Raw genomic sequence first — 13,728 nt, 5'->3', positions numbered from 1 at the left:
AACACGCAAAAAAGCACCTCTCTCACATATTCATGTGAGAGAGGTGCTTCCTCATGTAACTCCGCGCTGTTCTGTTATCAAACACTATACCATAAATGGTTATAATTTCAATATTAAATTTATTGTTCTTCTAATGCCAGCTTTGCAAGAGCGAGTGAACCGCATATACCCGCATTGTCTCCAAGTTCCGGATATACTACATACTCATCAATATGCTCGATAATACTCGAATGTTGAACATATCCACCTAAGAGTGACTTCAACTGATGTCTAATCTCAGGGAATAATTGCTCCTGCTTCATTACACCGCCGCCCATAATAATTTTTTGCGGTGAAAGAATAAGTACATAATTGACCAAAGCTTGTGCCAAATAATAAGCTTCCATCTCCCAAGCAGGATGATCGGCTGGTAGTTCCGCGCCAGGTTTCCCCCAGCGTTTAAGTATCGCAGGCCCAGCTGCAATCCCTTCCAGACAATCCCCATGAAATGGACAGAATCCTTCAAACGTATCATCCAAATGACGTCTAACACGGATATGTCCCATTTCTGGATGAGATAGCCCATGAACCAACTGTCCTCCAACAACGGCTCCTGCTCCGATTCCCGTACCGACAGTGATGTAAATACAGCTGTCTAATCCCTTTGCAGCACCCCAAGTATACTCACCAAGTGCAGCTCCATTAACATCCGTATCAAAATTCATTGGTACATCAAAATGTTCTTTTAGCTTGCCAATCATGTCATACCCGCCCCAAAACGGTTTCGGTGTTGTTGTAATAGACCCATATGTAGGACTGTTCTTAATCGGATCGATTGGCCCAAAGGAGCCTACACCAAGTGCATCAAATTTCTTACCTTCAAAAAAAGCAATAACTTGGGCCATGGTTTCTTCAGGGGTTGTCGTTGGAAAACTAACTCGTTCGAAAATTTCACCCTGTTCATTACCGATCCCGCATACAAACTTTGTTCCACCCGCTTCAATAGCACCTAATACTCGCACATTAACACCCTCTCGTATCATTCTAGTTGAGTTTTCGCTTTTCCATTCTTTTTGTCAGTGTCGATTTCCAGCTCGCTGATAGAGAATCCACCGAAAGAAGTTTATGTATCGCATGAAGATCTTCTTTATTCTGATGCATAATGTAGTTTGCTTCCAATATACTTACACTGTTAGCTGCTCGCGAATACAGAACAAGTTCACTCTCAGCTGATACATATCCTTCTTCAAGCACTCGAAAATAGTACCCAGTAATCCCAGTAGTTTGAAACTTCAAAGGAAGCTCCTTAACGTTGTGTTTTACACCTAGTTTAAAACAAGGTTCACGCGGCTGACTCACTTGAACTGTTGCTTCTCCAAGCTTCCATATATCACCGATATATGTGTCCTGCTCACTGCAACCCGATACAGTAATATTTTCGCCAAACGCGCCTGGCAGCAAGTTTTGACCTAAAAAAACTTCGTAGGAAGGATAGGCAAGATAGTCGAATACACACACTGCCTTATCTACACCTCCGTGGTGTACCAGATCAGCCTGTTCATCACGGGCAAACCCTGTTTTTGATAGGTATATACGATCTGAAACAGGATGTTTATCGATGGCCGAATAAAATTCTTGTCTGCCGCTTTTCATCCGTTTCTTGGTTCCAATGTTTAGAGATATGATCTGATATGAAATGGACTGAATATCATTCAATGGTAACGCCTCCACTATTTCTGGATACCAAGAAGTTCTATCTTCGCTGTATAAGGTTAGCATCCGGCTTTATTTAATAATCCCCCGAAATCGGTTTTAGGTCAATGCCTAAATACACAAAAAAAGATACGGAAAGTAATCTTCCGTATCTTTTATTCTATCTTTAACTAATTGCAACTCCGATTAGTGAGCACAAACTTTTCATTTCAAGTTCTTCGAATTTCGCGATGACCTGATGATGATCTAAACTTAGTACACAACTTTCAAGAGAACAAGCAACGGGAACTTCCAAATGGATCTCAGCCAGTTTGCGAGATAGATGTAACATGTCCATGTCATTCTCAATCTTCTTACGAATAGAAGGACTAAGCTCATCCAGATGTTCAAGAATCCCTTCGATGGATTCATACTCTTGAACAAGCTTCATCGCTGTTTTTTCGCCTATCCCCTGAACGCCTGGATAATTATCACTTGCATCACCCATAAGACCCTTCATATCAATGATTTGACGAGGACGCAGCCCCTTCTCCTCATATAAGGAATCCGGAGTATATACTTTATAATTACCATGTCCTTTTTTCATTATAATCACACTAGTACGATCGTTCACAAGCTGAAGAAGATCATGATCCCCAGACAGAATCATCACATTCATATCAAGTTCTTCGCTGTATAATCGACTTAATGTACCAATACAATCGTCAGCTTCATAACCTGGAGCACTAATGTTTGGAATTCCGAGACTTTCCATTACTTCTTTAATCATTGTAAACTGAGGGATTAAATCTTCCGGCGCTTCCGGACGATTTCCCTTATATGCCGCATAATGCTCGCCTCGGAAAGTTCCGCCACCTAAATCCCAGCAACATACTACATGTGTCGGGTTAAAAGTCTGAACTGCATCCCAAAAATAACGAATAAAACCATAAACTGCATTCGTGGCCAGTCCATCCTTAGTACGACGGATATATCCACCTGCAGCTGTGGCAAAATATGCGCGAAATAGGACGGCCATACCGTCGACGATCAATACCGATTGTTGTTCTTTTGTTTCATTACTCACTTATGATAACGCTCCTGTTCTATTCCATACCTATATTTATAATACCTGTATTATAGCACAGGCTGCACTAGGTTTGGGGATAAAACAATGGAAACCATACCAAAGTCATTCTTATAAAAAGGGATGATCGGGTCAACCCCATGTTTCTTGAAATTGTTCTTCTTTGAAACCAACGGTAACTTTGCTTCCATCCGTCACAATAGGACGTTTAATCAGTCTGCCATGAGAGGACAACAGTTTTAACTGTTCTTCTCTACTCATTTCTTTCAACTGATCCTTAAGATTCATTTCTTTATAGACTTCTCCACTTGTGTTGAAGAACTTTTTCAATTCTAGTCCGCTGTTCTCAACAAGTGATGCTAGTTCATCTACCGTAGGCGGCTCTTCAAAAATTGGAATTAGTGTTAGCTCATGTCCAGCTGACTCCAGCCATTTTACTGCTTTACGGCAAGTGCTGCATTTCGCATATTGATATACGGTTAATTGACTCATTTTTTTGTGTCCTCCTGAATCGATAGCTGTTTTGTTATTATTGTTGTTAACCTTGCGCTTCTTCAAGTCTTGCTTGTAACTGTTCCATATCTGCTGGTAAAGCCGCAGTAAACGTCACTCTTTCCCCAGAAAGCGGGTGAGTGAAAGAAAGCTTGCTGGCATGCAAAGCTTGTCTATTCATCCATGTATCCGTTAGTAGTGCCTGTTCACGGTTAAATTTTGCATGTGAGAGCTGATCGACACCATAAAAAGTATCCCCTATTAGCGGACAACCAATCGAACTCATATGCACCCTGATTTGATGGGTTCGTCCACTCTCAAGCTTTATTTGTACCATGCTGCCATGTGGATAACGTTCCACTATATGATACAATGTGCGAGCTGGATAACCATCCGGTGTAACAATACGGCGATGCGGCTCTAATGGGTCTCGGTCAATAGGTCCATCAATCATTCCTTCTGCGGGTTCAGGATATCCATGCACAATCGCTGTATAATACTTATCTACCGTTCCCTGCATCATTTGCTCGGAAATATGCTGATGCACGTACGGATTCTTAGCTATACACAGAACTCCTGATGTGTCTTGGTCCAGCCTGTGGACGGGTCTAAAACGTACCTGTTCACCTTTCTCCTGCCAGTAATGTACCACACCATTTGCTAGTGTTCCCGTATAGTGACCACTGGTTGGATGAACAATGAGTCCCGCAGGTTTATTCACAATGAGTAGATGCTCATCCTCATATATGATGTCAAAAGGAATAGGCTCCGGTAAAATATCTGCCGAAGTCTCTTTTTCCATCCGAAGTTCGATTCGGTCTCCGCCCTTTACTTTCTCACTGATATAGACGCGTTGACCATTTAATTGAATTCCACATTCGGTCATTTTCACTCTGGACATTAACTTTCGGGAGACTCCTAATCTTTTTTGTAAAATCGTTTTTAGAAGCATCCCTTCATCTTCTGGAAGAACAACATATACAATCGGTTCATAGTAAGACATCATTTGCTTCGAAACACCTTTTTGCTGCGTAGATATTCTACATCAGGAACACCGGAACGAACATTGGCCGTACGAGCGACAACAAAGAAGTAATCTGACAGACGGTTCATATACAGCCTGACGCTAGGATTAATTTCAGTGTGAGACCCAAGCGTTACTACCCGGCGTTCTGCTCTCCGGCTTACGGTACGGCACACATGAAGTGCAGAAGATAAAGCAGCTCCTCCCGGAATAATGAAACGTTCGATTTGCGGATTTTCAGCTTGATGAAGATCAATCCACTGTTCTAAACGTTCTGCCATATCACCAGACACTTTATAATTCCCTTCCTCCAATTTGACAAAAGCAAGATCCGATCCGCAATCGAATAACTCCTGCTGAATCGTCTCTAGTTCTTTTTTTAAGTCCGAATACTTTTCTTCGGTCGTTATGATACTGATGGCTTGACCAACAAAACTATTTAATTCATCAATCGTGCCATAAGCCTCGACCCGGTCATCGTCTTTTGGTACTCTTGCGCCGATCACTGAAGTCTGGCCTTTATCACCTGATTTTGTATATATTTTCATTATACCCTCCACTTAATATCTGATTTTGTTCCTGCTGATCTCGCTTGCAATGCCTGAAGTGAGCTGGAACACCTGGTCGCTTCTGACTGCAATCATACGATTCATCTCAGCCATTGAAGAAATGAATTGTTTTTCCTCCTCGGAAGGATGAAAACTCCCCTGCATTTCGTTGGTAATAATCAGAAGTAATCCCTGATAAGAGAAAAGAACATCCTTTAATTGCTCCAACCTTGCTATAATACGAGCTTGATCCGCACTGTTCCAACAGTTTTTCCATTCACTAATCATCCAGCTGGTCAAACTATCAATAACAACAATACGGTGATCAGCACGGAACAAATTCGATTCCCTGTTGATGTGATCAAGTGTATCCGGAAGTGATTGATGTGAAGAGATATGTACTCTGCGCAGTTTGGACGGGGCCCTCATTTTTTCGGGCAAAGGTTTTGCATGTTCATCTGTTATATAAATGCCTTCCCTTGCAAGTGTTGAGGCATAGGATAGTGCAAACTGGGTTTTACCGCTGCTTACTCCCCCTGTTACCATAATGAGCATCCCTCAGCCCCCCCTCCTACTGGTATATCACTTAGTCCGTTCATTATAAATTAATTCGATTCCGTCATAAACTTGAGAACTTCTTTTGCTAATGCGATATCAGATGTAGAAACCGGGATGGTCGCGAATAAATTTTTTGCTGGATAATTCAGCTCTTTGAATATCGTCATTTCATCAAGTGGAATCCCAAATAAATGATCCCCCGTTACCATATCTTTAGAAATCTCTCCATTTTCATCAATCTCATATGTACCGCCCTCAAAATAACCACGACTATAGGTTTCTGGGTTTAAAGCATCCTCAATTGCAATATGCGAACCTTCTCTACCGTACGATTTCATATCGTTTTCTGGCATAATCATTAGATCATTTGATCGTCCAACGTACTCAAGCAGAAGTTTTTGCTGATTATAGATCGGACTAGAAATGACTTCTATCGTTATTCTGTCTCCAAACTTTTCTTGCAGCTTAGATTGAAGTTCATCTTCAATACCCGCAATACTACCTTGATCATCTGTCATAAAAATCCGGAACGCAGTATCATCTTCTTTGCCACACGCCGTGAGTATTACTATGAATAATAATACAACTATAGCCCATCCGCTTCTTTTAGACACGTTTAATAATTCCTCCTTTTTCCCTTATTTCACATCATATCACAATACTGCTACACAAAAAAAGAAGACCCTCAAAAGGGTCTTCTCCTGTTAAATGAGCTCACGCTTTTATGCTTTCTTAGGATAGGTCTTCATATATTCATTGATCTTCAAATCAAGCAAGCTGCTGATTTCGATCACTATGTCTGAAGTAAAAGACTTCTCTTCTAAAAAGATTCTTTCCATCTTGCTGCGCAGGATATGGATTTCATCTTCCAAGGAAAGATTGCGTGATGATGCTTTCTCCGAGTGTGTAAGCCAAGAGGTGCTGCTATCGCTATCCACAGCATATTGACCTCGGTATGTCGGCAAATCATAGTCGGCACAAAACAAGGTAAATCCCTCCCTAGAAATCTATATCCTTACAGATTATAGCATAAAAACGAATAAACCCGTACCAATTGTTACAATTTACGGAAATAGTTGAATTGTTTACATTTTAGTTTTATTTATACCAAGTGGCAACCATCATTATATATTTTTATTTACCCTCTTGTTCTAATTTATAAACAAAATTCCCGATTCTTTCTAGAGCTTCATTTAATTGAGTAAGAGAAGTCGCATAAGAGCAGCGTAGATAACCTTCTCCACCGGAACCAAATACACCGCCTGGAACCGTTGCAACTTTGCCTTCCGTTAACAACTTGTGGGCAAATTCTTCTGAAGTAAGTCCTGTTTTCCGTATACTTGGAAATGCATAGAACGCACCCTGAGGTTCATGGCAATCCAGTCCAATGTCCCGGAAACCTTGAACAATTAATCGGCGGCGCTGATTGTACGACTCCACCATTCGATCCTTTTCCTCTAATCCATTACGCAAAGCTTCCAAAGCGGCGACTTGGCCCATAGAAGGAGCACACATTACCGTATACTGATGAATTTTAAGCATTGCTGAAATCAGATCAGAATTTCCGCACATGTATCCAATTCTCCAACCTGTCATTGCAAACGCCTTAGAGAACCCGCTCACTAGGATGGTTCTGTCTCGCATCCCAGGGATCGAAGGAAAACTTACATGCTTTTGATTATATGTAAGTTCTGCATAGATTTCATCCGAAATGACGATAAGATCATGCTTCTCTACGATCTCAGCAATGGGCAGCCAATCTTCGTACGTCATGATTGCCCCTGTCGGATTGCTTGGATAACAGAGAATAAGCACTTTGGATTTAGGTGTGATTTTTGCTTCAAGAGCTTCCGGTGTTAGCTTAAAATTATTCTCTGCTATCGTTTCTACACCTACGGGAACGCCGCCGCCAAGCGCAATAATAGGCGAATAGGCTACATAACAAGGCTCAGGAACCAAAATTTCATCCCCCGCCACGATCAGCGCACGTAATGCCAGATCAATGGCTTCACTGCCGCCTACAGTAACGAGAATTTCATCTTCAGGATCGTATGGAGTATGAAATCCCCGTTCCAGGTAATCACTGATAGCTTCTCGAAGTTCAATCATACCAGCGTTCGACGTGTAGCTCGTAAACCCGCGTTCAAGGGAGTATACGGAAGCTTCACGCATGTGCCATGGGGTAATAAAATCAGGCTCCCCAACGCCAAGAGAAATAATCCCTTTGTTAGGACCAACGAGGTCAAAAAACTTACGGATCCCTGACGGTGGTATTTGCTGAGCCCCTGGGTTTAGATATGAACTCATCGATTTCGAACCGGATTTATTATCTTTTTTATCTTGGTTAACTATCATCTCTCATACTTCCTTTTATGGCGAAATAGGGAGCCGTTTATCTTCTTGATGTGGCTCAAAAATGATGCCGTCTTGTTTATATTTTTTAAGAATAAAGTTTGTCTTGGTCGACAATACAGAATCAATCGTAGAAAGTCTTTCCGATACAAAATTAGCCACTTCACGCAAGTTGCGCCCTTCAATCTCAACCAGGAGATCATATGCTCCTGACATAAGGTACACGGATTTTACTTGTGGATACAAATAAATGCGCTCTGCAATTCCTTCAAAACCACGACCACGTTCAGGACTAATTTGAACTTCAATTAAGGCAGTTACTTTCTCATCATCAACTTTTTCCCAGTTTACAACGGTCGCGTACTTCACGATTACATTGTCTTTCTCAAGTTCCGATACCGCTTTCTTGATCTCTTCTTCCGAAGTCCCAAGTAAAGTAGCAAGGAGTGCCGGTGTTCGTCTCGCGTCTTCTTTTAACAAATTGAGCACTTTTAATTTCAAATCATTAAGTTCTATCATGCATTTCCCTCCAGAGTACATCTTCAGTAACGGGTCCGTGTAACGGGCCATGCAGCTGCCTTTTCGTTAAGCAGATTAAATATAATATGACATGAAATGAATATTACTGCAAATAAAAAAACCAACACCTCTTTGTTCGCGAGGCGCTGGTTTCTCTTTATCAGTTAAATTGATTTTTTTGTTGTACAAATTGTTCGCATTCCTGTTTTGTTTGATTCGCTGTCTGTATTTGTTTGTCAATATCCGATTGGAGTGCTTTACCTGGAGCAGGATATAAATTGCTTTGCTGCATTGCAGTATAAAGTTCACCTTGTAATTTTAAAGAACTATTCGTTAAATCAGTAAACATTTGGCGTACTGTTGGACAGTTGGATTCCGTTGTAGCCGTTGTGTATTCACGTACCGTTCTTTTTAAATCGGCCAAGATCGTATATGCTAAATCTGCTTCAGGCATGAATGAACTACTGGATGATGTATTCATCTTTTTTCGCCTCCCTCTCAATCTTTCAATGGTTTTTATCTGTTTAATTAGATGGTTGTGTGGGTGCTAGCGGCTGATGCTGCTGCAGAGCGCTAATAAGCTTATCAGCATGTTGCTTATGCATCTGAATGTGCTGACTTAAAACTTGCTTCAGCCTTGGGTTTTGAATAATTGATGCAGTCGCTGCACACTGTTTTGTCAATAAATCTTCATTCGATAAACAATCGGCAATGTATTCCAGTTCTTTCCCGGTGATCGGCTGCATTGACTGTGTTTGCATAGATCTTTACCTCCTCAAGTTATGACTCTCCATTTACGTTTGATAGCTTGCCCGTATTCAAAATCTTTATGTACAGCTAGATACGAACGAGCTTGCGAATAAAAAACCAACTAAGTACCGGAGAGAACCCGAGAATGACCATGAGCCATGTCATTGTTCTGCTCGAATCATGGATAGATAGGACTAGGATAAAGATAAGAACTCCGGCGATCCTACCTGTGGTTAGACAAATTTCACGTAAAACGACAAGTTCGACTCTTTTTGACACCATTTCATCATTTGTTCCCATGAGATCGAATACAGAAGAGATCATCGGCAAGAGATAAAACGGCATAAATAATGCTGAACCTATACCAACGATGAGTAAGGCGCTGTAATTAACAGACCATAATAAAGGCAGCGTAAGCAAAGAAAGCAATACAGCCCCTATCAAAGATCCATAATACCGGTGAGATGGTTTGTACCATTTTCCAACAAAATGATAACTAACAAGAGCCACTAAGGATGTATACAGATAGAACTGTCCTAATTTCACTTCTTGAGTTGTAGCGATATATACCAAGAGGTTCACTAAAAATGAAAACACGCCTTCTCTAATCCCTTGGAAAGCAAGAGCAGGAGCTGCATGACGCCATGGACTCGCTGTAATCTTCAGCTGGCGAAAAGGCTCTATCCAGTAGTAAGTCCCTTCTGTCTTTCTTTTTTTCAAAAAGAAACTGACAATCACACCTACTCCATAAACAACCATCGAAATCATAAATATGATTCTGTATCCTTGATTTGCTTTTGATAGTGAAATAACGAGACCCGATGCCCAGGGGCCCACAATCCCAACTAGTGAGCCGATGAGCCCAACCCATCCATTAAACAAGTCGCGGTTATCTCGACTAGTGACTTCAAAATAAACGACATTAAATGAGATCCAGAACAAGCCAAGCGAAGCCCCTAATAGTAATCCTAATGGCCAAATATACGATACTGCTTGCTGATCTAGCCACAGTACAAGAAGATAGAATACTGCAGATAATAAAATGCCGACTCGGATGACATTCATTTTGTTATGTTCTTTCACCCATTTTCCAGCCAGCCAAAAAGTAAGGACAAGAGCTATTTGCTGACTGATGGTAAACCAACCAATCATGGTGAAATCTTGACGGCTTTTCCACAGAAACACATTAATAAAGGTGCCGGATAAGGCACTCGCAAGGACAAACAAACCATTTACAAACAGAAGCAGTTTGGATTGCCCGTCAAGCATCGCCTTTTTCACTTCGTTTCCCTCCTTACGCTCTGCTACATTCAGGGAGCAGGACTACCATAAGTAACAAAACTAATATGTCCTCTCTTTACAGAAAACTTGTCTCTGTTTATCAATTTCATGAAATTGGAAACAATAAAAAAGGAACACACACCTTGAAACGGTATGTGTTCCCTTATATAAAATGTTTTTTATTTACTTTGACTTAAGCGTTTCACCATACGTAGTCTATCCTCGGAGGCTAGACTTTGTGTCGTTTGAAAACAAGAAGGACAAACATAAATATTCAAACCGAATGGCGCTTCAAGTGGAGGCAACACGGACTGAATTTTTGTGAAGCTGTCTCTTGTTACGGTCTGAACTCCGGTATGAAGCAAAAATTCACGGCAGTTTGGACATTCAGGTGCTTCCTCCTGGACATCGAGAATAGACTGCACAGCAGATGAATATTTAGCAAGATCAACACCGGATTCTTCATATTGATCGAGTACTCTGGCAGTAGGAAGAAGTGTATCTGTTTCATCCTCCCATAGTTGATCATAATCTTCTTCCGTTGCCTCAGCAGCCGCTTTTTCTTTCAAAAGTTCCTCTTCTTCTGTGAGCGTCAAGTTAACCGTACGATATCCCTCTAGGTTCACTTTAGGAAGATTCTCATGTTGGTTATTGGTTTGAAACTCATCCGCAGTGGTTTCAGGTTCTTCTTGGTCTGGAATAGCGGATAGAGGATTATTGCAATAAGGGCATTCTTCTTCCGGACCCAGCTCCTCATCCCATACGATTTCTGTTTGACACCATGGACATACTGTTGTTTCCATTTTATTCATCCTTTCATACTATCCCATTTCATCTTAGCCCATTACCCGTTCATCATATACACGATTCCTGCTGCGAAAAATATGATGGCAGCAGCAAATAAAATCCGGGTCAAATTTTTCATAGATCCTCCTGTACATATAGAACCTTCTTATTTCAATTCAACAACGGTCACTCCATTACCGCCTTCTCCATAATTCCCAAGACGATAACTTTTGACATTTTTATGTTTTCTTAAATAATCCTGAATTCCTGTACGGAGTACTCCTGTTCCTTTACCATGGATTAAGTACACTTGTCCAAGGTTAGATAAAAATGCTTCGTCAATAAAACGATCTGCTTCAATCAATGCTTCCTCAAGATTCGCTCCTCGCAAATCAAGTTCAGACCGCACGTTATCATCACGAGTTCGTTTTACCGCCGTAACATGTCGCTGGATCTGCGTCGATGCTTTTTGCGACGATTCGATCAGTTCCAGATCGGAAACGGCCACTTTCATTTTCATAATACCCATCTGAACAAGTGCTTCTTTACCAGATAATTCAACCACATGACCTTTTTGATTCAGACTGGTAACCTTCACTTCATCACCAAGGCCAATACTTCTGGTCCCAGCAGCTTTCTTCACTTTCTTCTTGCGTTCCGCCGGCTCTGCTTCTTCAAGCCCCTTACGAGCAGCAATCAACTTGTGCTCTTTGACAGAAGCACCTTCTTCAAGAGCCATTTTTCTAAGATCTTGAATAATTTTTTCGGATTCTTGACGCGCTTTGGCTACGATATCACGAGCTTCTTGCTCCGCCTTTTGTAGCCTTTTTTCGCGTTGCTCTTCCAGTTTTTTAATCTCCTGTTCATGCTGACTTCGGAGTTGTTCAAGTTCTGCACGAATTTGCTGAGCTTTATCATGCTCCTGTTCCGCTTTAAGACGGTTATCTTCAAGGGAAGCAATCATGTTCTCAACACGCTGATCTTCCTCTTTCACTTCACCGCGTGCATAGTCGAGAATGTCAGATTGCAGACCCAATCGTTCAGCAATAGCAAACGCATTACTACGGCCAGGTACACCAATCAATAGGCGGTACGTCGGACTAAGTGACGCGACATCAAACTCCATGCTCGCGTTAATAATTCCTTCTCGTTCGTATGCATATGCTTTCAGTTCACTATAGTGAGTCGTTGCAATCATACGACAACCTGTAGCGTGAATATGCTCAAGAATGGAGATCGCAAGTGCGGACCCTTCCGCAGGATCTGTCCCTGCACCCAGCTCATCCAGGAGCACCAAACTTTTCGGTGTCATTTGAGATAGAATACGAATAATGTTCGTCATATGGCTCGAAAACGTACTGAGACTTTGTTCAATACTTTGCTCATCACCAATATCAGCATAGATGGCATCAAAAACACTCAATTGACTTCCATCTTCAGCAGGTACAAATAACCCTGACATGGCCATAAGGCTAAGTAAACCAACCGTTTTAAGGGTAACTGTTTTACCCCCTGTGTTTGGACCTGTCACAATAATAGAACTATATGAATTTCCAAGTTCAAGATCCGTTGGAACAACTTTGTCTAGTGGGATTAGAGGGTGGCGCCCTTTTTTGATCTTCATAAATCCACGATCGTTCATGATCGGCAGCGTTGCTTTCATTTCACGGGCAACCCGTGCTTTCGCAAAAATGAAATCAAGCGTTCCCAATAATTCGACATCTTGGATTAACCACTCCGACTCTTCACCTACAAGAGCTGTCAATTTCTGCAAAATAACTTCAATTTCGCGTTCCTCTGCTAGGCGCGTCTCTCTCAGCTTGTTGTTCATGGCAACGATCGATTCCGGTTCTATAAACAGAGTAGCTCCCGATCCCGATTGATCATGAACAATACCACCGAAGTGGGCACGATACTCTGCCTTAACAGGAATAACGAATCGATCCCCACGAATGGTGATGAGCTGATCTTGTAACATTTTTGAAACCGAAGATGAACGAATCATGGAGTCTAATTTCTCTCTGATCCGTGATTCACCTGACCGAAGTTCTCTTCGAATTTGAGATAATGCGGAACTTGCAGAATCCAGCACTTCTGCCGTTTCATTGATACAAGATTTAATTGCATCTTCCAGCGGTTTTTGTTCTGAGAGCTGTTCGCTTAAAAATGACAACTTACCGATTTCAATCTCATCTTCCATGCTGTGAAGGATCCGTTTAAGTCTGCGTGCCGTATGAACCGTATTATGGATAGCAAGCAACTCATGAGGGCTGAGTGTTCCTCCGATCCGAGCTCTTTTCACAGCAGATGTAATATCGGTCACTCCAGTAAAAGAAGGAATACCTTTTAAACGATCTACAGCTACCGCTTGGTCTGTTCCTGTAAGCAAAGATTTCACTTCTTCAAGATCAGATACAGGCATTAGATTTTCTGCTTTATGTTTACCTATCTCGGTTTGTGTGTATAGAGATATTGTATTTAAAATTTTACGGTATTCTAACGTATGCAAAATTTTCGAATCCAATGTGACAACTCCTCTCAGGCTCTATATTTCATTATAACGAATGAGCAGGACTTGTGCCATTTGAGAAATCAATTCTACACATAATTTGTGTCGATTTGCTACATAATAGGTTATGCATACCCAAGAATACACCAAA

16 protein-coding genes are annotated in these 13,728 nt (G+C 41.4%); all 16 read right to left on the bottom strand.

Annotated elements, in window-relative coordinates; all coding sequences use genetic code 11:
• Window positions 1-119: 119 nt before the first annotated feature.
• A complete protein-coding gene (locus ACWPWY_RS02665) occupies window positions 120-1,001 on the bottom strand; it encodes an ROK family protein (protein WP_454190267.1) in 882 nt (293 codons plus the stop codon).
• 22 nt (window positions 1,002-1,023) lie between these two features.
• Window positions 1,024-1,632 (bottom strand): MOSC domain-containing protein, encoded by a 609-nt coding sequence (locus ACWPWY_RS02660; protein ID WP_454192772.1) that lies wholly within the window; start codon window positions 1,630-1,632, stop codon window positions 1,024-1,026.
• A gap of 226 nt (window positions 1,633-1,858) precedes the next feature.
• Window positions 1,859-2,758 (bottom strand): 5'-3' exonuclease, encoded by a 900-nt coding sequence (locus tag ACWPWY_RS02655; RefSeq protein ID WP_454190266.1) that lies wholly within the window; start codon window positions 2,756-2,758, stop codon window positions 1,859-1,861.
• A 132-nt stretch (window positions 2,759-2,890) separates the two neighbouring features.
• Window positions 2,891-3,250 carry an arsenate reductase family protein gene (locus ACWPWY_RS02650; RefSeq protein ID WP_454190265.1) on the bottom strand — a complete coding sequence of 120 codons (360 nt, stop codon included), beginning with the start codon at window positions 3,248-3,250 and terminating at the stop codon, window positions 2,891-2,893.
• Window positions 3,251-3,296: 46 nt separating this feature from the next.
• A complete protein-coding gene (locus ACWPWY_RS02645) occupies window positions 3,297-4,256 on the bottom strand; it encodes an RluA family pseudouridine synthase (protein ID WP_454190264.1) in 960 nt (319 codons plus the stop codon).
• Window positions 4,253-4,822 (bottom strand): cob(I)yrinic acid a,c-diamide adenosyltransferase, encoded by a 570-nt coding sequence (locus tag ACWPWY_RS02640; protein ID WP_454190263.1) that lies wholly within the window; start codon window positions 4,820-4,822, stop codon window positions 4,253-4,255. Before ACWPWY_RS02640 ends, ACWPWY_RS02645 begins: the two co-directional genes overlap by 4 nt.
• 12 nt (window positions 4,823-4,834) lie before the next feature.
• Window positions 4,835-5,377 (bottom strand): bifunctional adenosylcobinamide kinase/adenosylcobinamide-phosphate guanylyltransferase, encoded by a 543-nt coding sequence (locus tag ACWPWY_RS02635; protein ID WP_454190262.1) that lies wholly within the window; start codon window positions 5,375-5,377, stop codon window positions 4,835-4,837.
• Between the two features lie 50 nt (window positions 5,378-5,427).
• Window positions 5,428-5,994 carry a hypothetical protein gene (locus ACWPWY_RS02630; RefSeq protein WP_454190261.1) on the bottom strand — a complete coding sequence of 189 codons (567 nt, stop codon included), beginning with the start codon at window positions 5,992-5,994 and terminating at the stop codon, window positions 5,428-5,430.
• Between the two features lie 108 nt (window positions 5,995-6,102).
• Window positions 6,103-6,318 (bottom strand): aspartyl-phosphate phosphatase Spo0E family protein, encoded by a 216-nt coding sequence (locus tag ACWPWY_RS02625; RefSeq protein WP_454192771.1) that lies wholly within the window; start codon window positions 6,316-6,318, stop codon window positions 6,103-6,105.
• Between the two features lie 196 nt (window positions 6,319-6,514).
• Window positions 6,515-7,735 carry an aminotransferase class I/II-fold pyridoxal phosphate-dependent enzyme gene (locus tag ACWPWY_RS02620; protein WP_454190260.1) on the bottom strand — a complete coding sequence of 407 codons (1,221 nt, stop codon included), beginning with the start codon at window positions 7,733-7,735 and terminating at the stop codon, window positions 6,515-6,517.
• Window positions 7,736-7,750: 15 nt separating this feature from the next.
• Window positions 7,751-8,251: an Lrp/AsnC family transcriptional regulator gene (locus tag ACWPWY_RS02615; RefSeq protein WP_160032851.1), complete on the bottom strand. Its 501-nt coding sequence runs from the start codon at window positions 8,249-8,251 to the stop codon at window positions 7,751-7,753.
• Window positions 8,252-8,411: 160 nt separating this feature from the next.
• Complete coding sequence (locus ACWPWY_RS02610; protein WP_454190259.1) at window positions 8,412-8,732, bottom strand: spore coat protein; 321 nt, start codon at window positions 8,730-8,732, stop codon at window positions 8,412-8,414.
• A gap of 43 nt (window positions 8,733-8,775) precedes the next feature.
• Window positions 8,776-9,012: a hypothetical protein gene (locus ACWPWY_RS02605; protein ID WP_454190258.1), complete on the bottom strand. Its 237-nt coding sequence runs from the start codon at window positions 9,010-9,012 to the stop codon at window positions 8,776-8,778.
• Between the two features lie 76 nt (window positions 9,013-9,088).
• The gene (locus ACWPWY_RS02600) at window positions 9,089-10,282 is read right to left on the bottom strand and encodes an MFS transporter (RefSeq protein ID WP_454190257.1); all 1,194 of its coding nucleotides are present in this window, start codon (window positions 10,280-10,282) and stop codon (window positions 9,089-9,091) included.
• A gap of 179 nt (window positions 10,283-10,461) precedes the next feature.
• Entirely contained in the window at window positions 10,462-11,085 is a 624-nt protein-coding gene (locus tag ACWPWY_RS02595; protein WP_454190256.1) for a hypothetical protein, read from the bottom strand.
• A gap of 149 nt (window positions 11,086-11,234) precedes the next feature.
• Window positions 11,235-13,592, bottom strand: a complete 2,358-nt coding sequence (locus ACWPWY_RS02590; protein ID WP_454190255.1) for an endonuclease MutS2 — start codon at window positions 13,590-13,592, stop codon at window positions 11,235-11,237.
• Window positions 13,593-13,728: the final 136 nt, after the last annotated feature.

The sequence above is a fragment of the Paenibacillus sp. Marseille-Q7038 genome, assembly GCF_965111595.1.
This window is presented reverse-complemented; position numbering and strand designations above follow the sequence as displayed.